Here is a 24914-nt window from a genome sequence, read left to right on the forward strand (position 1 = left end):
GGTTCCGCCATGGTGGCAGACCTGTCCTCAACGAACGAATCGGAACTTCCGAGCGTGCGTCCGTACGACTTCGCCGCCGAAGACTTCGATGTCACATCCGCTCGTCATGTCGCCGATCCGTTCGACTTCTATCGTCGACTGCGCACGCAGGAGCCGGTCTTTCGTAGCGAGGAGCTGGAATCGCACGTCCTGTCCCGCTACTCCGATGTGCGATCGGTCTTCCTCTCCCACGACAAGTTCTCGTCGATCGGAAGCCTCACGGCGGCAACGCATATCGACCCGGATGTCGAGCAGTTCCTCGTCGACAACAATGCCACCCTCGCGACATTCCTCGCGAACGTCGACCAACCGCTGCACAAGCGACTTCGGCGCAGCGTGTCCAGATCGTTCTCGCCCCGGTCCATGTCCCGCATCGGGCCGGAGATCCGGGCATTGGCCATCGAACTGATCGAAGAGTTGAAGCCTGCCGGGCGCGCCGACCTGGTCGCGGATTTCGCCGCGGTGCTGCCCGCTCGAGTGACCTCGAGCTTCCTCGGCATTCCCATAGAGGACACGGTCCAGGTGCAGCAATGGGTGGATGACTGGTTCGCGCTGTTCTTCACTCCGATGCCGGTGGAACAGCAACATCTTCGGGCCGCGGGATACGTGAAGTATTCGCACTACATGCACGGTCTCCTGGCCGCGCGCCGTGCCGAGCCGCGCGAAGACTTCATGAGCGAGACCATCGCCGCGGTGGCGGACGGGGGAGCGGAACTGTCCGACCAGGAAATCGTGGACGTAATGACCGCGATCAGCTTGGGCGGCAACGATACGACCGGAAACCAGATCGCAGGTCTGATGTATCGACTGCTCGCCGTGCCTGGCGCATGGGACCGCGTTGTAGCCGATCCGAGCCTGCATGCGAACGCTGTCGAGGAATCGATCAGGTTGGATTCCGCAGGGCTCGGCGGCTTTCGTGTCGCGAACGAAGATATCGAAGTCGCGGGCCGACCCATCCCCGCGGGATCGCGAATTTTCCTTTCGCAGGATTCGGCGAATCACGATGAAACGGTATTCGAGGATCCTGACGCATATGTCGTCGATCGACCGAATGCCGGGGACAACATCGGATTCGGCGTCGGAATCCACCACTGCCTCGGCGCGCCACTGGCACGACTGGAGCTCAGGATCGTGCTCGAGGCGCTCGCCTCGAATCTGCCATCGATGCGGCTGGTGGATGATTCACAGCGCACGTACCGTTCGAGCGTCGTCCAGCGAGCGATGGAATCTCTTCCTGTCGAGTGGAGCTGATAGAATGCCGGTGGGACGATCTGGCTCGCTGCCGGGCAGCGTGACTCAGCAGTTACCGGAAAGCCTTCCCGGGCTCTTTGCCCGAGTATCGGCAGAACTCTATGCCGTTGCGGGACAGGGTATTCCGGACTTCTCGCTCGCCGCCGGGAGATGCACACGCTATACCGAGCTCGGGAAGTATTCGTTCTCGCGGCATCCTCGACATCGCGGCAGCGACAGCCGGACCGGTGGGCGCGTACCGGGTAGGCCGCTAATGCTGTGCGCCGCAACGGTGGTACGGACGGACGTTCATCGCGCCATCGGTCGAGTCCTCGGTCATTCCGGCGGGCGTAGTGCTGTCCCGGAGGTGGTACTGGTCGGAGTCTTCTGCCGGTGCCGGGGGACCGGTGCTCGCACGTGTCGTTGCGGAGGCTTCCGACGTCGGCGGCGCAGCTGGGAGTGACGGTTGCGCCGTCGGAACTTATGGATCTGCATGCGCGGGATTGGACGGCAACTGGTCGTCTCTTGGGCCTGATAGGTGCTTACCGACGATTGCGTTCGAGCGCAATGTAATTCGAGCGGATGCTCGACAAAAGACCAAAAACCAAGCGTTTGGTCAATAAAATACGATCAGTCGCTTCGCACGATCGAGTGCGGTGACCTGACCGCCGGGATGGTGCGCATGACTGTCGATTCTCCCAATGCAACAGGCTGGACTATCCGGCGTGTGGCTACCCTGATCCTGCTTGCCGGGATCGGCGAGTTGGCCATTTTCGTGTTCTCGGCGGTTTCCACCGCACTACCGATATTGAGACGGGATTTCCCGGACCGGCCTGTGGAGTGGGTGATCAGCGCTCAATCCCTCGTGGGCGGCGTGCTGGCGCCGTTGCTGGGCAAGCTGGCGGATCGGTACGGCAAGAAGCGGATGCTGGTGGTCGCGGGTTCGCTCATCGCACTGGGCGGACTGCTGTGCGCGCTGCCCGCGCCGTTTCCGGTGCTGTTGCTGGGACGGTCACTACAGGGCCTTATCGTTGCCGTCGTCTTTCTGTCGTATTCGCTACTGCGGGATATCTTTCCGCGCAGACTGGTGCCGGTTGCGGCGAGCGTTTCGGTCACCGGCATGGGCGTGATGACCATCCTGCAACCAATTCTCACGGGCTGGCTGATCGATCAATTCGGCTGGCATGCGGTGTTCTGGTTCCTGCTGGCTTATTCCGCACTGTTCACCCTTGCCATCGCCGCGGTGGTACCGGAGTCCGCGGTGCGCAGCCGCGGCCACATCGACTGGACGGGCGCGGCACTGCTCGGGTTCGGTTTGGGCCTTCTGCTGCTCGTCATCGGCCGCGGCTCGACCTGGGGATGGGTGTCGGGCCGCACGGCAGGATTGCTGGCGGCAGCGGCGGTGCTGCTCGTGAGTTGGGTGGTGCGTAGTCGCCGAATTTCCCAACCACTCGTCGATATTCGGCTGCTCGGATCCCGGTCTGTGGCTCTCTCGATTGTGTCGGCGGGACTCATCTCCGCTGCCTGCGCCCTCATGCTGACCCTCATCCCGTTCCTGGTCATGGCACCTCGCTCGGTCGGCGGCACATATGGATTCGGTAGCAGTGCGACCGGGGTAGCCCGATACACCGCGCCGATCGGGATCTGCCTGCTCGTGTTCGGTTTCGTCGCCGGGCGCGTAATCCGCGCGGTGGGACCACGCCTGCCGATGGCTGCCGGTGCGTTTCTCGTCGCCGTGGGTTTGATCGGTGTGGCGATGTGGCACGACCAGCCATGGCAGGTCGTCGTTTTCGTGGTTGTGTATGGCGCGGGTCAAGGTACGGCGTACGGTTCCGCGCCGAACTTGATCATTCGTTCGGTTCCCCCGGAACAGCAGGCTGTCACATCGAGCCTGATGGAGTCCGCTAAGGGCCTGGGGCCCGCGATCGCGACGCAGGCCGTCTTCGCCGTGCTGGCAGCGACAGCGTTGAGCACCTCCGGAAAGTCCATCGTGTACTCGGGTTTCGGGCTCTCGCTCGGGTTCGGAATCGGCGCGGTCATCGCCGTGGTGAGTTGCCTTGCTGCGGTGTTCTTGAAAGCGCAGCGAGACATGACGGACTTGGAATCGTCGGCGACGGAGATGGTGTGACCGCCACGGCGGTGGAGTCGGCCCGCACGGATATCGCTGCGGCACGGTTGATTCCCGGTCTTCGAGCCGTTACCTGGACGCCGCCGCGTGAGCGAACGGAGCTTGCGCGGGCATCGGAAGAATTCGTATCCCGCTGTCGGTCAAGGCATTCCGGACTGCTCGGTCGCCACCGGGGAGGTGCACGCATTCGATACCGAGATCGCCGAGGATCAGTGCCGCATCGAGGTACTGGCGCCGGTTGGCCGGATGGGGGATCACCTCGTCGGAGGTCGAGTCGGATTCGCCTGCGCGAGGGCATGATGCGGCGATCAAGGAGTGCAGGCCGCGCTCGCCGCGGAGATAGACGACCACACCCGCTCCCGACTCGGCGACCTCGCGAAGCGCTCGATGCAAACGGTCACCGCAGTCGCACCGTTGTGCGAGCAGCGCATCGCCCGCCAGGCACTCGATGTGTATCCGTGTGGTCGGCACCGTTTCACGGACGTCCCCGACGACGAGCGCCAGGTGCTCGACATCACCGATTCGGTAGCCGTGCGCCTGAAAGGTCCCGTATCGCGTGGGCAGCCGGCAGGAGGGCGCCGAGACCATCGCGGCGGTCCGCCGCCGGTATTCGGCGAGTTGATCGATGGTGACGACGGGCAGTCGCAGACCGGCGGCGATGTCGAGTAACTGCGCCCGGTCGGGCAAAGTGCCGTCGTTCGCAAGGATTTCGCACATGACCGCGACGGGGCGCAGTTCGGCGATCCTGCAAAGATCGACCGCCGCTTCGGCGCGTCCGCGTGATTCGAGCAGGCCGTTGTCGTGCGCCAGCGTCGGCACGATGTGGCCGGGGCGGGTGAGGTCTGTGGCGATCGTGGTCGGCTCCGCCAGTAGTCGCGCGGTGTGCGCCCTGTCGTGTGCCGAAATGCCTGTGGTGATACCGGTTTTCGCATCGACGGCCACTGCGAATGACGGGCGCCCGTTGTCGGCATCGGCCAGCGGTGGGAGCCCGAGTTCGTTGGCGCGGTCCCGCGTGAGAGCGACCTGGATGAATCCGCACGTCCGTCTGATGACGGACGAAAGTCTTGCGGCAGTGGCGAATTCGGCGGCCAGGACCAGCGTGCCGATACATTCGGAAGAAGCCTGTTCGTCGACGATGATGACGTCGCGGCCCGCGGATAGGGTCGCGGCCGCGGCTTCGACGTCGTCACGCGCGGGTGCTCCGGTCGCCGACCGGGCATGCTCACTGTTTCTCACAACGCCTCCGCCATGTACTGCGCGACTGTGGCCGCGTTCTGTCAGCTCTCTGGCCAGCGTAGATCGCCACACTATATTTGAGCAAGCGTTTGGTTTAGGCTGAAGTCGGAAGTGTTGCCGAACGATAGTGAGGGCAGGGCCGATGAACCCCGCAGAGCGCAAACCATTCCGTTTCGGTGTCGTCGTACGACGCGCCGACACCGGCAAGGACTGGGCCGAGCGTGCCCGCAGAATCGAGGACATCGGGTTCTCCACGTTGCTGATGCCGGACCACTTCGTGGGCCCGCGGTTCGCGCCGATCGCCGGACTGACCGCGGCCGCGATGGCCACCAGCACGCTTCGGATCGGCACGCTGGTCTTCTCCAACGACTACCGCCACCCGGTCGTGCTCGCTAAGGAACTCGCGACCCTGGACGTGCTGTCCGAGGGGCGACTGGATGTCGGACTCGGCACCGGATGGATGCGACAGGACTACGACCAGGCAGGCCTGGCGTTCGACAGCCCGAAAGTCCGCTTCGAACGCTTCGCCGAGGCGCTCGAGGTATTGCGGGGCGTGTGGAGCGAGGGCCCGTTCACCTACCACGGCACGTACTACGACATCGACGGTCTCGACCAGGAGCCCAAGCCGATTCAGCGGCCGTACCCGAAGCTGCTGTTCCCCGGAGGCGGGCCGCGCATGCTGCGGCTGGCGGCCCGGTACGGCGACTACATCAACCTGACGCTGCGGGTGCAGGCGGACGGCACTGCGGTGGACCCCACGGACGGTGGCTACGAGGCGTTCCTCGACAAGATCGAGACGGTTCGCGCGGCCGCGGGCGACCGCTTCGATTCGATCGAGCTCGGGACCAGCGTCCAGCAGGTGGGAATCCCCGCCGATCGCGAGCAGTGGAGCGCGATGAGCACCGACGACCGCCAGCGCCAGACGCCGCAGGTGTTGCTGGGCACCGTGCAGGATATGGCCGACAAGCTGCGTTATTGGCGCGATACCCACGGGCTGAACTTCTTCGTCCTGCACAACGACAAGGACCTCGATGCGTTCGCGCCGGTCGTCGAGATGCTCGCGGGCAGCTGAGAGAGGAAGTGGACGTGCGCTTTTCGCTCGGACTCCCCACCGACAGGGTGGATCGTCCCGATGAATTCCTGACCGCCGCCGCAGTCGCGGAAGTGACGTGGGCGGCCGAGAAGGCGGGTTTCGACGCCGTCGCGGTCACCGATCATCCCTTCCCGCAGGACAAATGGCTGGCTCGCGGTGGTCATCAGGCGCTGGATCCGATGGTCGCCCTGTCGTTCGCGGCAGCACGCAGTGAGCGAATTCGATTGCTCACCAACGTCTTCGTGCTCCCGTACCGCAATCCGTTCCTGACCGCGCGGGCGGTGGCGAGCCTGGACGTCTTGTCCGGCGGCCGGGTGATCCTCGGTGCCGCGGTGGGTTATCTGCGATCCGAATTCGCCGCGCTGGGAGTGGGTTACGAGGATCGGGGCGAGCGCACCGACCGGGCGCTCGAACTGATGAAGAAGGCGTGGACCGGTGATTCGGTCACGGTTACGGTTCCGCCGTACGTGGTGCAGGAGCACACGATGCGTCCGCAGCCGGTGCAGCGCCCGCATCCGCCGATCTGGTTCGGCGGCAACAGCAAACGCGCCATCGAGCGGACTGTTCGATACGGGAACGGCTGGATGCCGATTCCCCAATCCGCGAAGGCGGTCAAGCTGACCCGGACACCGGCGATCGAATCGATCGATGATCTCGCGGGGCGGGTCGAGCTGTTGCGGGAGACCGCGGGTGCTGCCGGTCGGGCCGACCCGATCGATGTGTGCTTCGTGCCCTTCGGTCTGGCGATGACCGATTCCCCCGATCCGGGGGAGTACGAGGCTGTGGGCGAGCAGATCGACGCGTACAGCAAAGCGGGCGTCACCTGGCTGTCGGTTCCGATGCGAGCCGGGAACCGGGACGAATTACTCTCGGCCATCGAGGATTTCGGCACGAACGTGATCGGCCCGGCGAAACGGCGATGAGCCGTCCCGCCGGGCGGGCGATCAATTCGTGAACCGGCCGTAGCGGCCGCGGTAGAACAACAATGGACTACCGTCGGCCGCGGCCAGCTCGAGGTGATCGACGTGCGAGACCACGATGATGTGATCACCGGCAATGTGCTCGTTGACGGGGCGAGCGTCCATCCAGGCCACCGCTTCGTCGAGGATGGGTGATCCGTGGCCGGACGGACTCCAGGACAGTCCGGCGAACTTGTCGGCGCCGGACACCGCGAACTGGCGTGACACACCTTCCTGGTGCTCGGCGAGAACGTTGATGCAGTACCGCCCAGCGGATTTCACCTTGGGCCACGAGGAACTGGTGTGTGCGACACAGAAAGCCACCAGCGGCGGATCGATCGACACCGAAGTGAACGAGTTGGCGGCCAGCCCGGCGGGCTGCCTCGTCTCGGGATCCACAGCGGTGATGGCTACGACGCCGGTGGCGAAGTGCCCCAGGACTTCCCGGTACCGGGCCGCGTCGATGGGCACCGCGGTGTCGGTGCGGATCGTCGCGTCGTTATCCGTTGTCATCTCTGCTCCAGACTTGCGTGCGCGACCTGCCGCAGGCGCGCCTTGTCGATTTTTCCGTTGGGCGTGGTCGGCATTTCGGGAACGAAGACCACCCGCCGGGGCACCTTGTAGTTGGACATCGAGGATCTCGCCCAGGCCACGATCGCCTGTTCGTTCGGTTCGGCGTTCTCGGCGGCGATCGCGAAGGCCCAGGCGACCTCGCCGCGATCGACATCGGGTACGGCGACGACCGCGACGTGGGCCAGCGATTTGTTGTGCAGCAGAAGGTTTTCGATCTCGGCCGGGTAGGCGTTGAACCCGTTGCTGATGAACATTTCCTTCTTGCGGTCCACGATGGCGAGGTTGCCCGCGTCGTCGAGGGTGCCGATGTCGCCGGTGCGTAACCAGCCCTCTGGAGACACCGCATCCGCGGTCAGGTCGGGAGCGTTCCAGTACTGCTGCATGACGCCGTAGCCGCGCACCTCGATCTCGCCGGGCTTGCCGGAGGGGAGCGGAGTCTCGTCCGCATCAACGATCCGTACTTCCACACCCGGCATCGGGCGGCCCGCCGATGTCGCGATCACCTCGATCGGGTCGTCGGCGCGGGTCATGGTGACCACGGAGCCCTCGATCAGGCCATAGGCGTTCACGACCTGACGAAAACCCATGCGCGAGTGCATATCGCGGATGAGTTCGGTGGGCACGGCCGCGGCGCCGGCTACCGCGACCCGTAGCGAGGACAGGTCACGGCCGCCGATATCGGCACGCTGCAGCATCTGGGCGAACAGGCTCGGCGGGCCCGCGAGAATGCTCACCTTCCGATTCTCGATCAGGTCGAAGGCCGCGTCGGGATCGAAGACCGGGATCGGGACCATGGTCGCGCTGCGCATCACACAGACGAGCAGGCCCGCGTTGATGCCGAATCCGTGCGCGAACGGACTCACGATCGGGTAGTTGTCGCCCCGGCCGAGGCCGATCACCTCCGCCCAGTCCCAATACGCCCGCAGAATCTGCCCACCGGTCAGTACCACGCCCTTGGGTACGCCGGTGGTGCCGGAGGTACACAGAATTTCGAACGCGTCGTCGGGGTCGACCGTTTCGGCGTGCATGTCGGCAACTTTTTCCGGGGTCCACCGCGCGTCGTCGAGAAAATCCGTCCACGGTGTCCCACCCGGCACCGCGGGGTCGTCCCCGATCAGGACGACCTTGCGCAGACTCGGCAATTGCGCAAACGCCAGGGCTTCGGTGGTCGGCCCGGCGACATCTGCGAGCATGTCCAGATAGGAGGTTCCGAGGAACTGGTCGGCGACGAAAAGAACACTACAACCGGTGCGCTCCAACAGGTCTCGCGTCTCGATCCCCTTGCCGCGGGTGGACAGCGGCACCAGGACCGCACCCACATCCCAGACGCCGAACGCGGTCACCACCCATTGCCAGGAATTCGGCGCCCAGATGGCGACCCGGTCACCCTTGCTCACGCCGTGGGCGAGCAGCGCTCGGGCGATTCGCGAGGCGCCGTCGCGCAGGTCGGCGTGACTCAGACGTTTGTCCCCGTCGACGCAGACGATCGCCTCCGGCCGTGCCGCCGCCGTCGTACGGAGCATGCGCGGCACAGTGCCCCAGTCGGGAATCGGTCTCATCCTGCCTCCTTGGCATTTCTATCGAGGCGCCACCAGAACCGCGGCGCTGCCGTAACTTCCGCCGAAGCCGGTACACAGCACCGTCTCGGGGCGCCGGATCTGGTTGACGCCGTCGCCGCGCAGTTGACGTACCGCTTCGACGATGTTGTTGAGCCCGTGCACGTAGCCTTCGCTGAGCAGACCGCCGTGTGGATTCATCGGGAGCTGCCCGGTCGGCAAGGTGGCGCCCGAGCGGACGTAATCTCCGGATTCGCCGGGCCGGGCGAATCCGAAATCCTCCAGCTGCTGCAGGACCACCGAGGAGTACGCGTCGTAGATGAGAGCCATGTCGATGTCGTCCGGCGACATTCCCGCGGTGCGGTAGAGCGAGGGCGCGAGATAGGCCGAGTACAGCGTGCTCAGGTCCGGCGCGGTATCCATCGTGCTGGCGCCGGGCCCGCCACCGCGCACCACCGCGTGGATACGGGGTGAACGCTCGTCGGCCGTGTCGGCACTCGTGACGACTATGGCTGCGGCACCGTCGGTTTCGAGGCAGCAGTCGGCGCGCCGCAGCGGATGCGCGATGAGCGGGCTGGAAAGGTAGGCATCCAGATCGAGTGCCTCGCGCAGTACCGCTCGGGGATTACCGGCCGCGAGCTGCCGTGATTGCAGCACTACCGCAGCTAGGTCCTCCTCGGTGGCCCCGGTGTCGTACATCCACCGTTGGGCGGCGAGCGCGAACAGGTGTACGGGGCCGAGCATCCCGTAGGGGACGGTGAATTGGTCGGCGGATCGCAGGCTCAGCGCGACCCGTGACATTCGCCGTCCGGATCGCCCGTTGAGGGCGCGGAAGACCAGGACCGCCCGCGCGATCCCGGCGTCCACGAGCATGGCCGCGTCGGCGAGAATGGACGCCGATTGTGTTCCGCCGCCATAGATTTCGTTCGTCCAGCTGCCATCCGGGACGCCGAGAACAGCAGCGACTTGATTGACACCGGCGGAGTCGTTGAGGTGATAGCACAGGACCGCACCGATATCGGCCGCGGTGAGTCCGGCATCGGCCAGCGCGGCTCGCGCGGCGGCGACGGCCAGGGCGAGTTCGCTGCGGCCGGACTCGCGCGACAGGTCGGTCATTCCGATGCCCGCGATCGCGGCCTTCCCGGAGAAGCCCTGTGCCGCAGTCACAGTCGTTCCCTGCGAGCGTCGAAGAGTTGGGCGGCCGATATCGCGACGGTGGCCTCGTCGAACGAATGGAAGATCGGCAGGCCGGTGTCAACGGCGAACGATGCCAGCGAGCGAGCGTCCTCGGGTGTCGCGACATCGGCATTGCGCACTACCACCGCGATCCGCGCGGGGAACTCGCGAGTCAGCAGATCGCGCAGCGCGTCGATCAGCGGAGCCAGCCCGGCGCTGCCGTAGTTGTAGTACGCGGCCGCGTTGAGATGCACCAGCATGTCGTCGAAAGGCGCTGTGCCGGTGGCGAAGAACGGGGCCAGGGTGTCGCCGAGCAGGGTCGGGGCCGACACCGGGCCGATCGGGATCTCCAGTGGGTTCGCCAAGCTGGTTCCGGCGCCGTTGCCCATCGCCAGGAGCTGCTCACGCTGTTTCGCATCGATCGACGCCAAGGTGAGACCCGCTCGATCACAGGCGTCGGCGGACAGCACCGAGGCGCCGCCTCCCGCCCCGACCACCAGCACCCCGGGCACCGCCCCGCGGTTCCCGGTCCGGTACTCCTGCAGAAAGCGCAGGCACCCGAGGAATTGCTCGAGGGTGTCGACGAGAGTGACTCCAGCCGAAGCGGCGACCGCTTCCCATACCTTCACCGGCGTGGCCAGCGATCCGGTGTGCGAGCCGACGGCACGGGCACCCTGGTCGCCGGATCCGCCACGCAGCACCACGACGGGTTTGCGGCCGTCGGCACGCCGCAGGGCGCGCAGTAGTCCGACGCCATCGCGCGTGCCCTCCAGATAGACGCCGATGATCTCGGTCTCGGGATCGTCCAGGAGCCAGTCGAGCAGTTCACCGTGGGTCACGTCGATCGCGTTGCCGATGCTCGCCAGTTTCGCGAAGCGCAGGCCGCGGTGGTGGCCCGCGGCGACTATGTCGCCCGACAGTCCGCCGCTCTGCGAGATCACCGACACCGTGCCGGGTGTCGTCGGCGCACCGAGCGAAAATGTCTGGCGCCCAGCGGGACTGAAGATTCCCAGGCAGTTGGGCCCGAGCAGTCGCGATCCGGTCGCGGCAGTGAGAAGCTCCTCCTCGAGCCCTCTGCCCGCCGAACTCATCTCGCCGAAACCACCGCTGATGACCTGGATGAAAGGGACCCGGCCCGCAGCGCTTGCCACCGCGTCGATCGCATGTTTCGCCGGGAGCGCGACAAGGAGATAGTCCACACCACCGGGAATCTGTGCCACATCCGGGACGGCGGGAACACCATCCACTTCCGTGGCGGTGGGATGAATCGCGAACAGGCCCTGCTGCCAGCCCGCGGCCCGGTAGGCCGCGAGAAAACGGTTGCCGAAGCTCGATTTCGAGGTCGAGGCACCGGCGACCGCGATCTGCCTCGGAGCGAACAGGACGGTGAAGTCGCTGTCCAGGGCATTGCGTTCCTGCTGGGACGGCGGCGGGTCGAGGATCATCCGCGCGTCGAGAGCGGTGACTCCTGCCGGTGTCGCGACGACGGGGTTGCATTCGAATTCGGCCAAGCTCGAACCGAATCGGCTGACCAATCCGTCCTCACCGGCGATCGACAGCAGGAGTTCGACCAGCGCGGAGCGGTCCACCGCAGCCGTGCCTCGGGCCCCACTGAGCAGCGGTGCACCGGGGAAGACGTCGACCAATTCCTCGGCGTCGGTCTTGCTCAGCGGGCACGGCCGCAACGCGGTGAGGTCGAGCAACTCCGTCGTGACGCCGCCGAGCCCGAGAAGTATCTGATGCCCGAAGGTTTCGTCGCGCACCACGCCGACGATGAGTTCGACACCGCCCGGGTGTTGTTCCTCGATCAGAAAGCCCGAGGGAGTCACCCCTTTGCCGTGGAGCGCACCCGCCATATCGGCGATCGCCGCGTCGACCTCCCCGACGGCGAGGCCCAGCCGCACCGCACCCAGATCGCTCTTGTGCAGGAGCCCGGGACCCCATGCCTTCAGCACCAGTGCGCCACCGGGCGTCGCGGCCCCCGACGCGCCGAGATCCGACGGCTGATATCGGCGGGGTATGGCTACACCCAGGTCGGCGATCAGGTCTTTGACTACGTGTTCCGGCAGTACGTACCGGCCTTCGGCGGGGATGCCGTGTTGTTCGATCAACTCTGCCAGTCGCAGGGCGTCATCCATTGCAGCTCCTTTTACCAAGCGCTTGCTCAAAGATACGATGTGAGCTGCTGTCTCGGCAAGTGGCGAGGGGGCGGTTCGCCGCCCCAAGGTCGTCCGCTGCTGGTTGCCGTAGATGTGGATCACTTGATTGGATCAAGTGATCCGTCTACGGTGAGACGTGGACCACAGGCGTGTGTCTGGGCCGTGGCGTGACAACGGAGTGACAACCATGGAGGCGAAGTGACAGGAACCGGACGCGGGCGGCGCAAGCCGTCGGCTCGATCCGACGACAGCATGCTCAGCGAGCTCTATACCGCCATCGCGCGGGCCCGGGCTGTGGAAGACGCGCTGGCGATCTACATCCGTGACCACGGGTTCGCTGGATTCTGGCACCCGGGCAAGGGGCAGGAAGCGGCGGCAGTCGGGGCCTGCGCCGCGCTGCGCCGGGACGACTATCTGTTCTATCAGGGGCGCGGCGTCAACTGGCCTTTGGCGAAGGGGATGGGTTTGGTCCCGATCCTCGGTGATCTGCTGGGGAAAACGAACGGCTCCACCGGAGGCAAGGGCGCCGGTGTGCCGCACTGGGCCGATCCGGCGCTGGGAATCATGGGCGAGGGCGCGACCCTGGGCAGCGTCTATCACATCGCCGCCGGTGCGGCGCTTTCGGCGCAGATGCGTGGCACGGACCAGGTCGCCCTGGCCGATTTCGGGGACGGGACCGCCGCGCGTGGCACTTTCCACGAAACTCTGCTGCAAGCGGCGGTGTGGCGGCTGCCGCTGATCTATTTCTGTGAGAACAACGGCATTTCGGTGACCACGGGATTCGATGAGGTCAGCCCGACGAAGTCGATCGCCGAGCGAGCCGGCGCCTACGGGATTCCCGGCGAGGTGGTCGACGGGCACGACGCCCTGGCCGTGCACGAGGCGGTCGCCAAGGCGGTATCGCGAGCGCGCGCCGGGGAGGGGCCGTCACTGATCGAAGCGAAAGTTACTCGCGTCGGCGGACATTGGGAGGGCGATGCACAGCAGTATCGGTCCGCCGACTACCTGGCCGACTACCGCGATCCGGTCGAGGTGATGGCCGACCGAATCGATCGCGCACTCGCCGATCGCATCCTCGCCGATGCCCGTGACGAGGTCGCGGCAGCACTTGCCGAGGTCGAGGCCGCACCTTATCCCGATCCCTCGCTCATCTTGAAGGATGTGTTCGCATGACAGGCACCGCCACCGACGTGGTGACCATGACGTACGAGGCCGCGCAGGGAGCGGCGATCGCCGAGGAGATGCGCCGCGATCCCACGGTGTTCTTGATGGGCCAGGACATCGCGTCCGGCGGATTCTTCGGCGGCACAAGGGGACTCACGGACGAGTTCGGCGCCGCGCGTGTCCGCAACACCGGTATCACCGAGGCGTTCATGGTGGGATGCGCCGCGGGGGCGGCTATGACCGGAATGCGGCCGATCGTCCAACTCGGATTCGCCGATTTCGGTCTGATCGCTGGTGACGAACTGTTTCAGAAGCTCGGCAAATGGCGGCATATGCACGGCGGGCTGTTCGAATTGCCCGCGACGATCATCATGCCGATCGGTCCCAGTGGTGGCGCGGGCTCGGAGCACTCGGGGTCGATGGAGATGCTGCCGATGCACTTCCCGGGGTTGAAGGCGGTTGTCCCGTCCAATCCGGCCGATGCGAAAGCTCTGCTGAAGGCCGCCATCCGCGATCCCAATCCGGTCCTGTACTACCCGAGCAAACAGCTGAACTACGTCCGTGGCCAGGTTCCGGCGGATCCGGAGGTGGTGTTGCCACTCGGTGCCGCCGCCACCACCCGTGCCGGGACGGACGTGACCGTCATCAGCTACGGCTGCATGGTTCCCCGCGCACTGGAAGCGGCTAATGCCCTTTCCGGCGAGGGGATTTCGCTCGAAGTGATCGATCTGCGGACACTGGTTCCGCTCGACATCGACACCATCCTCGCCTCGGTGGACAGGACCGCTCGCGCATTGATCGTGCACGAGGCGCCGCGCACCGCGGGCCCGGGAGCCGAGATCGCCGCGGTGATCGCGGAGCGGTGCTTCTACCGCCTCCAAGCGCCGGTGGCGCGGCTGGGCGCGGTGGACGCCCCGATCCCCGCCAGCCGTTTCCTCGAGGAGCACTGCTTTCCGAGCGTCTCCGACATCGTCCACATGGCCCGCCGGCTCGTCCACGAGTGATCGGCAACTGGGAGAACCCGATGACAAACCTAATCGACGTCCATATGCCGCACATGGGTGCGATCGAGACCGTCCTGCTCACCACCTGGCTCAAGGAACCCGGCGATCGGGTCGAGGAGAGCGACGGGCTGTGCGAGGTGTCCACCGACAAGGTGGACACCGAAATCGCCTCTCCGGCAACGGGTTTTCTGATCGAGCGGCTCGTCGCCACCGATGCGGAAATCCCGGTGGGAGCGCCGATCGCGCGTTTCGCGCCGCTCGATGCGAGCGCGGCGGATATCGCAGCGGCAATCGCGGGCGCGGCGGGACCGGAGGCGGAAGTCGCCGAAGCGGAACCGCCGAGCACACCCGTCGCCGCGACCAACGGCCACGCGCCGTCGGTCGAGACCGTACCGATCGCTGCCCCGGAAACGACAGTTGCGGTTCTCGCCCCGGCGGCCGTCGACGTGCCGGACGACGCGTCGTTGGTGTTGCGCGCCGCACTGACCTTCCGTCCGGCCGCGGTCGCGGCGACACCGACGGCAGCCGCGGGTGAACAGCACGGGCGCAACAAGACCGACAAGGACAAGCGTGCGACGCCGTTCGTGCGCAAACTGGCTGACGAGTACAGTCTCGATCTCGCCGAGATTGCCGGTACCGGCCCGGGCGGCCGCGTTACCCGACAAGATGTCGAAGCGGCGGCGGTGGCGCGACCGAGTGCCGAAGCCGCTGCCGTGCACCCCGTTTCGGCCGATGAGCCGACCCCGGCTCGACATGTTGTGCCCTCGGGCGTGGCGAGCGCACCTTCGGCAGACGGCTCTGCCGTGCCCGCGGGCTACGAAACCGTTCCCCACGAAGCGGTTTCGCTGACACCGCAGCGGCGCGTGATCGCCCGCAACCTGGTCGAATCCGTGACCGTGGCCCCGCAACTCACCGCTCAGGTGGACGTCGACATGACGGCGGTCCTGCAGGCGCGCGCAACTGCCAATGCGCAGCGCATCGGTCGGGGCGAACGCAAGATCAGCGTGCTCCCGTTCATCGGCCGGGCGTTGTGCGCCACCGTCGCCGAGTACCCGGACGTGAACGCGACGTTCACCGACACCCACCTGCTGCGCTGGAAGCCGGTCAACCTGGCGATCGCCGTCGACGCGCCGCACGGGCTGCTGGTGCCGGTGATCCGAAATGCTCAGCATCTCACGCTGTTCGGCCTCGCCGACGTCATCTCCGAGATCAGCGCCCGCGTCGTCGACCGCAAGGCCTCGGGTGCGGACCTGAGCGCGGGGACGATCACCATCAGCAATTCCGGCAGCGTGGGCGGCGTCGTCTCGACGCCGATCCTGACTCGCCCGCAGGTAGCCTCGGTCGGTGTCCCGGCAGTCGTCCGCACTCCGGTGGCGGTGACCACACCCGGCGGCGAGGAATACGTGGCCATCCGGCCGATCGCGCGGATCGGGCTGACCTTCGATCATCGTGCTTTCGACGGGGCATTGGCGTTGCGCGCTCTGCAGGATCTGCAGCACAAGCTCGAAACATGGTCACTCGACGCGTATCTGTGAGCAACCGAAAGGATCGGCGGATCGATGAAAGCAGTAGTACTCCGGCACGGCGACCTGGTTGTCACCGATATTCCCGAACCGCCACTCGGCCCGGGACAACTCCTGGTCGAGCCGTTGGCGGTGGGCATTTGCGGCAGTGATCTGTCGGCCCGCCAGCACACCGGCGAGTTCCTGGCCGCGCATCGTGAGGCCGGTGTCGACGGCGCACTGTTCGACTCCGGCCGCGACGTGGTGTTCGGACACGAATTGACCGGTCGGGTCGTCCAGGTGGGCGCAGGCGTCACCGATTTTCATCCCGGACAGAATCTCGTCATTCTGCCGATGGTGATCGGGACCGACGGCGTAATGCACACCCTGGGCTATGCCAACGACTACCCGGGCGGTCTTGCCGAGCGAGTAGTGGTGCAGGCGTACGGGCATCTTCTGATTCCGGATTCCGTCTCGCCGTATCTGGCAGCGGTGACCGAACCCATGGCAACCGGCCTGAATGCGGTGCTGAGATCGGGGATCCAGGCCGGAGCGGCCGCAGTCGTCACCGGCTGCGGCCCGGTCGGCCTCGGTGCCGTGGTCGAGCTGGCGTATCGCGGAATTCATCCGATCATCGCCTCGGACCCCTCGGCCCAGCGGCGTGAGATCGCCAAGGCATACGGAGCGGATATCGTCGTGGACCCTGCGCAGCAGGATCCGCTCACGGTGTATCGCGACCAGACCACAACGGCGCGGGAGCTGTTCGTGTTCGAAGCCTCGGCGGCCAACGGACTACTCGACAGACTGATGGCAGCGGTGCCGCCGTTCACCCGAATCCTGGTCGTCGGGGCCGGGATGACCAGGGAATCGATCCGGACGGTGACCGGCGTGCTGAAGAATGTCTCGATCGAATTCGTCGGCGGGCCCGGCAAGAACGAAGATCGATATATCGCTCTGGATCAGATGTTCGCTCACCTGGTCGAGGGCCGGTTCGACCCCGCCGCGATGGTCACCGGTTACGCCGGTCTGGATTCGGTCGCCGAGGTGTTCGACGCATTGCGGCCGCGCAACGCGGCCGCAATCGAGCACGTCAAGATCCTGGTCCGACCGGATATCACCCAGCGTGGGATTGTGCCGAATTCGTTGTGACCGTGGCCCGTTCGCCGAGATGATGCCCGCGGTGGTCGGCGATGACCGGCGCCGCGGGCTCTTCCCGAACCGTCGGATCGACGGCGACGGCGATCGATACCGGAGTGAGCGCGGAAAGGGCCTGTTCGACCCGGCCGCGCCACATCGGATTGCCGACGAGACTGTCCCGGTTGAAGCTCACGGTGAGGGTGGCGGCGTCGAGGGTGCCGCGGCGGGACACTTCGAGCCGCCACTGCGTGATCCCGTCGATCCGGCGAAGGGCCGCAGTGAGATTCGGAATCGACAGCCACCTGCCCCGCACCAGGATGTGGTCACCCGCGGTGTGTTCGGGCGCCTGGATCCCGCCGTCTTCGCCGTACCGGGCGAGGTACCCGGTACGAACAGCCAGACCGGACAGCTTCTCGTGCCACTCGTGGCGCACGACCACCTCGCCGAGCGTCGCGGTATCGGCGGGGTCGAGGGGTTTTTCACTGTCCAGCTGAACCAGAGTCAGCTGCGTCGGGGCAGTCGGCACCAGACTGCCGTTCGAGTGGTGCGCCACCGGAACACTGGTTACCGGATCGGTGAACACATTCACCACATCGGCGCCGAATTCGGTCGCCAGATGCCGCGCCGTCTTGGCGTCGGCGATCTCGCCGGTCAGCACCAGCAGCCGGAGTTCGAGATCGAGCGGATCGGCGAGGAATTCCATATGCAGCCGAGCAAGCAGGTCCGCCGCACCGGTCGGCGTGATGACCAGCACGTTCGCCCGCACGGTCTCGATCACCTTCACCAGCCGCATCCGCCCCCGCGCCCCAGTGTTGACGACAGCCGCGGCGACATCGGCGGCGGCCCCGGCGATCAGTGCACCGGCAGGTTCACCGTCGTTGTTGAGCGCGACGACGACCCGGTCGCCCGACCGCACGCCCGCCGCCACCAAGGTGTCCCGGGTCAGCTTCGCGGCAGTGCCGCGGTCCGACGCCGACATCGGCACCGTGATATCGGCGGTGGGGGAGCAGTGAATCCACCCGGTGGCGGTGGCCGGGCTCGACGCCGCCGCCAGCTCGGCTCGGCCGATGATCTTCTCGACGGCCGAAATATGTTCCTGCGCTGGAGTGTTCATCATCCCATCTCCGCCACGTCCGAGGCGAACAGCCTGATGGTGTCGAGCACATGCTCCTGGGCCAGTCCGCCGACCTGGAACTGGCAGATCAGATCGGTGGCGCCGGCCTCGGCGAGGCGGTCCATCGCCTTGCGCGATCCCTCGACATCGTCACAGACGATCATGTGATGATCGCGCAGGATCTCGAGCGCCTCTTCCGCGTCCCGGCCCACCGCATCCTGGCCGAGCACCCGGTGGGTGGCATGGCGAGCGTCGTAATAGTCCGGCGGCGCAACGAGATTCACCTGACGGCGCATGTACCACATGATGGCGTCGGCCGCGTTCTCGTAGGCGGCGTCGCGCGTCGGCGCGACGTGCCACGGGATCATCAGCGCGACGCGCCGAGTGTCGGGATCGAACCCGCTTTCGGCCAGGCACGCCTTGTACGCGGCGATATCCTCGGCGACATCGTCGAGGCCCTTGAGCATCGTCATGCCGAGCAGGTTGTAGCCGCGGCGGGCTGCCTGCAGATAGCCGTCGAGACTAGTCGATGCGACCCACACCGGCGGATGCGGATGCTGGTGCGGTCGGGGATAGACCCCGACGTCGGGCACGCTCCAGTACTCGTGCTCGGAGGTCACCGGTGCACCGTCGGCCTCGAAGATCCGCAGGACGGTGTCGAGGTTGTCCTCCCACAGCTGCCGCGATTGCTCGAACGGCCGCTGGAAAGCCTGATACTCGAGCGGAGACGCGCCACGGCCGGTGCCGAATTCGACGCGACCGCCGGACAGGACGTCTAGTGTCGCAACGCGTTCGGCTGTCCGCACCGGGTGCTGGAACGGCAGCAGCACTACGCCGAGTCCGAGCCGGATTCGATTCGTCCGCTGCGAGGCCGCGGCGAGCACCAGATCCGGCGCCGACGAGTGCGAGAAGCCCTTCGTGAAATGGTGCTCGACGAACCATGCTGTGCTGTAGCCGAGTTCGTCGGCCAGCTCGATCTGGTTCAGCACATTGTTGAAAGCGCGCTGCTCGACCTCTCGGGATCGACCGCGCACCTCCAGTTCGTAACCCATACCCACACGTAGTGGCCCCATCTGTCCTCCTTCTACCAAGCGCTTGCTCAAAACTTTAGATCCCACTATCTGCAAGTTTCAAGCCTTTGTGAGGAAAGTCTAGACAAGCGCTTGCTCAAATGCCTACTCTGATCGCCATGAGCAGCGAGGAAGAGCGAGGTGGCTCCGGGTACGCGCTGGGTGTCGATGTCGGTGGAACCTTCACCGACGTCGTACTGGCCGGACCCGACGGCCAGGAGTCGGTGGCGAAAACCCTTAGTACACACGGTGATCCGACCGACGGGATCCTCAACGGAATACGCGCGGCCCTCGACGCTGCCGGCGTGCGCCCGGATCAGGTCGACCGCGTCGTGCACGCCACGACCTTGGCGACCAACGCCATCCTCGAGAACAAGGGCGTTCGGGTGGCGCACGTCGTGACGCAGGGCTTTCGGAGCCTGCTGCCGCTGGGCCGGTACGCGCGGGTCGAAGAGGACCGATTCGATCTGATGTTCACCCCGCCAGCCTCGCCCGTGCCGCTCGAAGACTGCTTCGAGGTACCCGAGCGGATCGATGCCGCCGGTGAGGTGGTGACCGCCCTGGACGAATCGGCGGTCGCCGAGATCGCGGATCGAATCGCCGAGCGCGGTATCGCGTCGGTGTCGGTCGCCCTGGTGCACGCCTACGCCAATCCCGGCCACGAGCAGCGGGTCGTCGAGATCATCCGGGAGCGCCTCGGCGCCGACGCGACCGTCGTCGGCTCGGCCGAAATCTGGCCGGAGATTCGGGAATACGAGCGTTCGACCACCACGCTGATGTCGGCCTACGTGGGCCCGCTCATGGTGCGTTACCTCAGAGTGCTCGAGTCCCGCCTGGCCGAGCTCGGGATCCGGGCGAAGGTCCAGGTGATGGAATCCGGCGGCGCGGTGATGTCCGCCGAACTGGCTGGGCGGCGTGCGGTGGCCACCGTCGAGTCGGGTCCCGCCGCCGGTGCCGTGGCGGCGAGCTTCACCGGTCTTTCCGCCGGTCGGCCCGACGTGATCTCGTTCGATATGGGTGGAACCACCGCGAAGGCATGCGTGATTCGCGACGGAAAGCCCGACATCACTACCGAATTCCATGTCGGCGGCAAAGGCAGTTACGGTGGCCGCCGGGCCGGTACGGGGGTGCCGATCAAGGTGCCCGCGATCGACCTGGCCGAGGTCGGAGCTGGTGGCGGCAGTATCGCGTGGGTCGACGACGCCGGCGCCTTGCACGTCGGGCCGCGATCCGCTGGTTCTGAGCCCGGTCCCGCGTGCTACGGGCTCGGCGGCGCGGAACCAACCGTCACCGACGCGAATCTTGTTCTGGGACTGCTGGATCCGGCATTGTTCGCCGGTGGCGAGATGGCGCTGTCGCCCGAGCTCGCGGAGAAGGCGATCGCGGACCGGCTCGCCCGCCCGCTCGGCGTGACAGTGGCCGAGGCCGCGCATGCCGTACACGAAATAGCCAATGCCACAATGGGTTCGGCCGTGCACGTGGTCACCGTGCAGCGAGGAATCGATCCCCGCGACTTCGCGTTGGTCGCCTCCGGCGGCGCCGGTCCGATGCACGCCGCGCGAGTCGCCGAGCGATTCGACATCGATACCGTGATCGTGCCGCCGTCGTGCGGAGTCGGTTCGGCGGTGGGACTGCTCGCGACGGATCTGAGCGTCAACAGCGTTGCCACCCGCATCCTCGGTGCCTCGGGCAGCTCGCTGTCCGAGGTGACTGCGATCTTCGACGAGTTGGTGACGCGCGCACTGCACGAGTTGGGCGGCACGCCAGGCGATTCCGATGTGGCCATCGCCCGCGCGGTCGACCTGCGCTTCGTCGGACAGGCCCATCAGATCCGGGTGGAGGTGCCGGGCTGGCCCCTGACGGACGAGGTGCTCGCCGCACTCGTCGAGCAGTTCTGCGAACAGTATCGGGTGCAGTACGGGATCGAACTTCGCGACCCGGCCGAGATGGTGACGTATCGCGCGCAGGTGAGCCGTCGGGTACCCAAGGTTCCGCTCGGCCGCAGGGCCGTGGCCACCTCGGCTTCGAACCAGCACCCCGACCGCCAGGTGTGGTTCGCCGAATACGCGGAATACCGGTCGGTCCCGGTGTACGACCGCGACCAATTGTCACCGGGAGGGGAACTCGCCGGACCGCTGATCGTCGATGACCGCGAATCCACGGTGGTCGTGCCGCCGACCTGGAACGCCACGATCGACAACTCGGCGAACATCGTGCTGACACGGAAGGAGAACCGGTGATGCGGGACGAGGATCTGACCGCGGAAGTACTGCGCAACGCGTTGGTGGTGGCCGCCGAGGAAGCAAGCATCGTCGTCGTCAAGTCGGCCTACTCCACGTTCATCGTGGAGGGCTCCGACGCCTCGGCCGCCATCCTGGACAAGGCCGGACGGCTCATCGCGCACTCGATGGCCACGACCTTGATGAACAGCATGGCGTTGTCGGTCGCGTTGCCCTATGTGCTCGCCGACATTCCTGCCGACACCATGCGGCCGGGCGACGTCTTCGTCACCAACGACGCCTACAAGGGCGGCATCCACACCAACGACCTGCTGATCTTCCGCCCGATCTTCGTCGACGGCGCGGTCGAATACTTCACCGCCACACTGATTCACGTCTCCGACATCGGCGGCGGCTCGGCTGGTGGCATGGCCTCGCTGGCAACGGAGATCTTCCTGGAGGGCTTGCAGCTGCCTCCGGTCCGAATCGCAACCGCGGCGGGGCTCGAGGAGTCCATCACCCGGATTCTTGCCCTGAACAGCCGGACTCCCGACAAGGTGCTCGGTGACGTTCGCGCCCTGATCGCGGGCGCTACCACCGCGGCGCGCCGGGTCGAGGACCTGATCGCCAAACATGGTGCGGCCGAGTTCGCGGCCGGTGTGCAGACATATTTCGAACACACCGAAACACTCACTCGCGCAGCGATTTCCGAGCTTCCCGATGGCCGGTACACCGCCGAATACGTGATCGACGACGATGGCATCCATCCGGATCGGTCGTACACGATCCGCGCCGCCGTGCAGGTGCGAGGCGATGGCGTCGAGATCGACTTCGCCGGAACCGACGCCCAGACCGCGGCGGCGGTGAACGCGAGCCTGTCGCAGTCGCTGGCGGCCGCGGTCTTCGCGTTCCGCTGCTTCATCGACCCGTCGATCCCGATGAACGACGGATGCTTGCGTGCGCTCGACATCAAGCTCCCCGAAGGGAGCCTGCTCAACGCGACCTCGCCGTATCCGTGCGGCGGCCGGTTCCTGCCCGCGTACGCCGCGATGGAAGCGGTCTTCCAAGCTCTTTCGGATGCGGTCCCGGAACGCGGGATCGCCGCCTCGGGCATCCTCCAGCCGTTCTCGATCGCCTCGACGACCTCACCGTATTGGGTGCACCTGGCCTACGAGTACGGCGGCGTCGGCGCCCGGTACGGCCTCGACGGCCCGGACGCATCGGGTGTGCACTTCGGGCTCGGCCGCAACTCGGTCCCGCAGATCGAACCCGTCGAAGCGCGGTGCCCACTGCGCGTGGAAGCGATCGAGTACCTGACCGACTCCGGCGGAGCGGGGCGCTGGCGCGGAGGACTGGGCACCCGAACCACCTTCCGTCTGCTGGAGGACGCCTACATCACCACCCGTGGCGATCGGCTCCGGAACGGACCCACGGGGCGGTCGGGCGGGCTGCCGGGAGCGACCGGCGGCTTCTACCGAATCACCGTGGACGGTGAGAAGACCCGCCTTGCCTCCAAGATCAACAATGAAATGTTCCGTGCCGGTGAGGCTTTCGTCGTGGAGACCACCGGAGGGGGAGGACTGGGCAATCCGCAGGACCGCCCCCTCGAACAGGTGCATACGGATGTGCGCAACGGGTGGATCACCCGCGAGAGCGCCGAGACCGTCTACGGAGTGATCGTGGACGACCAACTGCAGGTGGACCGGGCCGCGAGTCTTCGGGCACGGCAGGACCGAGCGACGGGAGCGACGCTGTGACAGAAACGAATTCGGAGCCGGTAGCCATCGTCACCGGTGCGGCGCAGGGCATCGGCCGAGAGACCGCGCTGTTGCTCTCGCACCGGGGATACCGAGTGGTCGTCAACGACATCAACGTCGAGGGCGCCGAAGGGACCGTGGCGGAGATCCGGGCCGACGGCGGCACCGCGCTGCTCGCCCTGGCCGATGTCGCCGACGAGCCGAGCGTGCAGCGCATGATCACCGACGCGACCGAGACTTTCGGCCGGATCGACGCGCTGGTCAACAACGCGGTCGCTTACGAGCACGAGATTCACATCAGCGACATCGATATCGAGACCACCCCGGACAAGACGTGGGAACGCACCTTCGGCGTGAACTTCTACGGTGCCGTGTACGCGATCCGGCATGCCATTCCGGTCATGCGCCGCGGTGGCGGCGGCTCGGTGGTCAACGTCGGATCGACCTCCGGATTCAGCGGTGACACAGTGCATGTCGCGTACGCCGCGTCCATGGCGGCCAAGTACTCGCTGACCCGGTCGGTGGTCACCAGTCACGGCAAGCAGGGCATCCGCTGCAACGCGGTCGCCACCGGCCTGGTGCTGAGTCCGACCGCGCGGAAGAACCTCTCGCGGGACAAGCTCGAGGCCTACGATGCGAATCTGCTGGTGGAGGACTTCGCCGAGCCGCGAGACTTGGCCGCCATCATCGCCTTTCTGGTCTCGTCGGACAGTCGCTACATCACCGGTCAGACGATCATCGCCGACGGCGGATTCCAGGCGCATCAGCCCTGGCACGCGCAGAACCACATCGTGCATCCGGAGACTGTGCGATGACCGGCGCTCGCGTGCCGACCGCACACGGTGAGATCCCGGTGACCGGACTCGGCACCACCCTCATGCACGAGCACCTGTTCGTCACGAGCCCGGAGGTCCGCTCGAGCTGGCCGGAGGCGGGACACGACGAAGACGAAGCCATGGTCGCCGACGCGGTCCAACGCCTGCGAGCGGCCAAAGCGGCGGGCATCGATACGATCGTCGACCTCACCGTGCTCGGGCTCGGCCGCTACATCCCGCGGGTCGCAAGGGTGGCCGAGCAGTCCGAGGTGAACATCATCGTCGCCACCGGCGCCTATGTGCTGCACGACCTTCCGCTGTATTTCCACTACCGCGGCCCCGGAGCGCCGTTGGGTGGTCCCGACCTCCTGTTCGAATACTTCGTCCGCGATATCGAGGAAGGTATCGGCGACACGGGCGTGCGTGCCGGAATGCTGAAGTGCGTCACCGACTTCGACGGTCTGACCACGGACGTGGAGCGGACACTGCGGTCGATCGCGCGAGCCCACCGGCATACGGGTGCTCCGATCACCACCCACACCCATGCCGGCCTGCGTCGCGGTCTCGACCAGCAGCGCATCTTCGCAGAGGAAGGCGTCGACCTGTCCCGGGTGATCATCGGGCACAGCGGTGACACCGACGACTTCGACTACCTCGAACAGCTGGTCACGGCCGGTTCCTATCTCGGTATGGACCGATTCGGCTTGGAGACGGTGCCATTCGACAAGCGGGTCGAGATCGTCGTCGAGATGTGCCGCCGCGGGCACGCGGACAGGATGGTTCTGTCCCACGACACCTCGTGTCACTCGGACATGTCGGATCCGGTCCAGCGCAAGCAGCAGCATCCCCGATGGCATTGGCTGCACATTCCCCAGGACGTCGTGCCGGCACTGCTCGACCGCGGCGTCACCCGGGAGCAGATCGACCAGATGCTCACAGTCAATCCGCGGGAGATCTTCTCGCGCGTGGAACCGTACTGACGA

Annotated in this window: 19 protein-coding genes; 12 read left to right on the forward strand and 7 right to left on the reverse strand. The window is 66.2% G+C overall.

Annotation, left to right across the window (positions count from 1 at the left end; all coding sequences use genetic code 11):
• Nucleotides 1–9 precede the first annotated feature (9 nt).
• Nucleotides 10–1290 carry a cytochrome P450 gene (locus K7711_RS10280; protein WP_222967474.1) on the forward strand — a complete coding sequence of 427 codons (1281 nt, stop codon included), beginning with the start codon at nt 10–12 and terminating at the stop codon, nt 1288–1290.
• 652 nt (nt 1291–1942) lie between these two features.
• On the forward strand, nt 1943–3397 hold the full coding sequence (locus tag K7711_RS10285; protein ID WP_222967475.1) for an MFS transporter: 1455 nt from the start codon (nt 1943–1945) through the stop codon (nt 3395–3397).
• Nucleotides 3398–3466: 69 nt separating this feature from the next.
• On the opposite strand, the gene K7711_RS10290 is transcribed toward K7711_RS10285, so the two are convergent.
• Nucleotides 3467–4633 carry a 3,4-dihydroxy-2-butanone-4-phosphate synthase gene (locus tag K7711_RS10290; RefSeq protein WP_222967484.1) on the reverse strand — a complete coding sequence of 389 codons (1167 nt, stop codon included), beginning with the start codon at nt 4631–4633 and terminating at the stop codon, nt 3467–3469.
• A gap of 142 nt (nt 4634–4775) precedes the next feature.
• Here K7711_RS10290 and K7711_RS10295 point away from each other — a divergent pair, with 142 nt between their 5' ends.
• Together K7711_RS10295 and K7711_RS10300 are read left to right on the forward strand one after the other, a co-directional pair.
• The gene (locus K7711_RS10295) at nt 4776–5705 is read left to right on the forward strand and encodes a TIGR03621 family F420-dependent LLM class oxidoreductase (protein ID WP_222967486.1); all 930 of its coding nucleotides are present in this window, start codon (nt 4776–4778) and stop codon (nt 5703–5705) included.
• Between the two features lie 14 nt (nt 5706–5719).
• Entirely contained in the window at nt 5720–6649 is a 930-nt protein-coding gene (locus K7711_RS10300; protein ID WP_222967489.1) for an LLM class F420-dependent oxidoreductase, read from the forward strand.
• Between the two features lie 21 nt (nt 6650–6670).
• On the opposite strand, the gene K7711_RS10305 is transcribed toward K7711_RS10300, so the two are convergent.
• Genes K7711_RS10305 through K7711_RS10320 form a run of 4 tightly spaced genes read right to left on the reverse strand, consistent with a single transcriptional unit; the run spans nt 6671 to nt 12128 of the window.
• The gene (locus K7711_RS10305; protein WP_222967491.1) at nt 6671–7198 is read right to left on the reverse strand and encodes a flavin reductase family protein; all 528 of its coding nucleotides are present in this window, start codon (nt 7196–7198) and stop codon (nt 6671–6673) included.
• On the reverse strand, nt 7195–8817 hold the full coding sequence (locus K7711_RS10310) for an AMP-binding protein (RefSeq protein ID WP_222967499.1): 1623 nt from the start codon (nt 8815–8817) through the stop codon (nt 7195–7197). The genes K7711_RS10305 and K7711_RS10310 overlap by 4 nt, the downstream gene beginning before the upstream one ends.
• Before the next feature lie 18 nt (nt 8818–8835).
• Nucleotides 8836–9981: a thiolase C-terminal domain-containing protein gene (locus K7711_RS10315; protein ID WP_308014619.1), complete on the reverse strand. Its 1146-nt coding sequence runs from the start codon at nt 9979–9981 to the stop codon at nt 8836–8838.
• Nucleotides 9978–12128 carry an acetate--CoA ligase family protein gene (locus tag K7711_RS10320; protein ID WP_222967501.1) on the reverse strand — a complete coding sequence of 717 codons (2151 nt, stop codon included), beginning with the start codon at nt 12126–12128 and terminating at the stop codon, nt 9978–9980. Before K7711_RS10320 ends, K7711_RS10315 begins: the two co-directional genes overlap by 4 nt.
• A 219-nt stretch (nt 12129–12347) precedes the next feature.
• On the opposite strand from K7711_RS10320, the gene K7711_RS10325 reads away from it, so the two are divergent.
• The 4 genes from K7711_RS10325 to K7711_RS10340 are packed head-to-tail and all read left to right on the forward strand — an operon-like array spanning nt 12348 to nt 16968.
• On the forward strand, nt 12348–13322 hold the full coding sequence (locus tag K7711_RS10325; protein WP_308014620.1) for a thiamine pyrophosphate-dependent dehydrogenase E1 component subunit alpha: 975 nt from the start codon (nt 12348–12350) through the stop codon (nt 13320–13322).
• A complete protein-coding gene (locus tag K7711_RS10330) occupies nt 13319–14317 on the forward strand; it encodes an alpha-ketoacid dehydrogenase subunit beta (protein WP_222967503.1) in 999 nt (332 codons plus the stop codon). The genes K7711_RS10325 and K7711_RS10330 overlap by 4 nt, the downstream gene beginning before the upstream one ends.
• A 20-nt stretch (nt 14318–14337) precedes the next feature.
• The gene (locus tag K7711_RS10335; RefSeq protein WP_222967522.1) at nt 14338–15852 is read left to right on the forward strand and encodes a dihydrolipoamide acetyltransferase family protein; all 1515 of its coding nucleotides are present in this window, start codon (nt 14338–14340) and stop codon (nt 15850–15852) included.
• Between the two features lie 24 nt (nt 15853–15876).
• The gene (locus K7711_RS10340; RefSeq protein ID WP_222967530.1) at nt 15877–16968 is read left to right on the forward strand and encodes an alcohol dehydrogenase catalytic domain-containing protein; all 1092 of its coding nucleotides are present in this window, start codon (nt 15877–15879) and stop codon (nt 16966–16968) included.
• Here K7711_RS10340 and K7711_RS10345 read toward each other — a convergent pair.
• Both K7711_RS10345 and K7711_RS10350 read right to left on the reverse strand, forming a co-directional pair.
• On the reverse strand, nt 16934–18073 hold the full coding sequence (locus K7711_RS10345) for a hypothetical protein (protein WP_235746995.1): 1140 nt from the start codon (nt 18071–18073) through the stop codon (nt 16934–16936). The two genes, K7711_RS10340 and K7711_RS10345, sit on opposite strands and share 35 nt — an antisense overlap.
• A complete protein-coding gene (locus K7711_RS10350; protein WP_222967532.1) occupies nt 18070–19143 on the reverse strand; it encodes an LLM class flavin-dependent oxidoreductase in 1074 nt (357 codons plus the stop codon). Before K7711_RS10350 ends, K7711_RS10345 begins: the two co-directional genes overlap by 4 nt.
• Nucleotides 19144–19259: 116 nt before the next feature.
• Here K7711_RS10350 and K7711_RS10355 point away from each other — a divergent pair, with 116 nt between their 5' ends.
• The 4 genes from K7711_RS10355 to K7711_RS10370 are packed head-to-tail and all read left to right on the forward strand — an operon-like array spanning nt 19260 to nt 24911.
• A complete protein-coding gene (locus K7711_RS10355; RefSeq protein ID WP_222967534.1) occupies nt 19260–21380 on the forward strand; it encodes a hydantoinase/oxoprolinase family protein in 2121 nt (706 codons plus the stop codon).
• On the forward strand, nt 21380–23116 hold the full coding sequence (locus K7711_RS10360) for a hydantoinase B/oxoprolinase family protein (RefSeq protein WP_222969235.1): 1737 nt from the start codon (nt 21380–21382) through the stop codon (nt 23114–23116). The genes K7711_RS10355 and K7711_RS10360 overlap by 1 nt, the downstream gene beginning before the upstream one ends.
• The gene (locus K7711_RS10365; protein ID WP_222967542.1) at nt 23113–23931 is read left to right on the forward strand and encodes an SDR family NAD(P)-dependent oxidoreductase; all 819 of its coding nucleotides are present in this window, start codon (nt 23113–23115) and stop codon (nt 23929–23931) included. The genes K7711_RS10360 and K7711_RS10365 overlap by 4 nt, the downstream gene beginning before the upstream one ends.
• Nucleotides 23928–24911, forward strand: coding sequence for a phosphotriesterase family protein (locus K7711_RS10370; RefSeq protein ID WP_222967544.1), 984 nt, complete (start codon nt 23928–23930; stop codon nt 24909–24911). Before K7711_RS10365 ends, K7711_RS10370 begins: the two co-directional genes overlap by 4 nt.
• Nucleotides 24912–24914: the final 3 nt, after the last annotated feature.

The sequence above is a fragment of the Nocardia coffeae genome (assembly GCF_019890715.1).
Lineage (GTDB): Bacteria > Actinomycetota > Actinomycetes > Mycobacteriales > Mycobacteriaceae > Nocardia > Nocardia jiangxiensis.

Excerpts from the sequence above, each read along its gene's own strand:
- K7711_RS10280 (WP_222967474.1), top strand. The coding sequence starts at position 10 with ATGGTGGCAGACCTGTCCTCAACGAACGAATCGGAACTTCCGAGCGTG.
- K7711_RS10285 (WP_222967475.1), top strand. The coding sequence starts at position 1,943 with ATGGTGCGCATGACTGTCGATTCTCCCAATGCAACAGGCTGGACTATC.
- K7711_RS10295 (WP_222967486.1), top strand. The coding sequence starts at position 4,776 with ATGAACCCCGCAGAGCGCAAACCATTCCGTTTCGGTGTCGTCGTACGA.
- K7711_RS10305 (WP_222967491.1), bottom strand. The coding sequence starts at position 7,198 with ATGACAACGGATAACGACGCGACGATCCGCACCGACACCGCGGTGCCC.
- K7711_RS10310 (WP_222967499.1), bottom strand. The coding sequence starts at position 8,817 with ATGAGACCGATTCCCGACTGGGGCACTGTGCCGCGCATGCTCCGTACG.
- K7711_RS10320 (WP_222967501.1), bottom strand. The coding sequence starts at position 12,128 with ATGGATGACGCCCTGCGACTGGCAGAGTTGATCGAACAACACGGCATC.
- K7711_RS10330 (WP_222967503.1), top strand. The coding sequence starts at position 13,319 with ATGACAGGCACCGCCACCGACGTGGTGACCATGACGTACGAGGCCGCG.
- K7711_RS10335 (WP_222967522.1), top strand. The coding sequence starts at position 14,338 with ATGACAAACCTAATCGACGTCCATATGCCGCACATGGGTGCGATCGAG.
- K7711_RS10340 (WP_222967530.1), top strand. The coding sequence starts at position 15,877 with ATGAAAGCAGTAGTACTCCGGCACGGCGACCTGGTTGTCACCGATATT.
- K7711_RS10345 (WP_235746995.1), bottom strand. The coding sequence starts at position 18,073 with ATGATGAACACTCCAGCGCAGGAACATATTTCGGCCGTCGAGAAGATC.
- K7711_RS10350 (WP_222967532.1), bottom strand. The coding sequence starts at position 19,143 with ATGGGGCCACTACGTGTGGGTATGGGTTACGAACTGGAGGTGCGCGGT.
- K7711_RS10355 (WP_222967534.1), top strand. The coding sequence starts at position 19,260 with ATGAGCAGCGAGGAAGAGCGAGGTGGCTCCGGGTACGCGCTGGGTGTC.
- K7711_RS10360 (WP_222969235.1), top strand. The coding sequence starts at position 21,380 with ATGCGGGACGAGGATCTGACCGCGGAAGTACTGCGCAACGCGTTGGTG.
- K7711_RS10370 (WP_222967544.1), top strand. The coding sequence starts at position 23,928 with ATGACCGGCGCTCGCGTGCCGACCGCACACGGTGAGATCCCGGTGACC.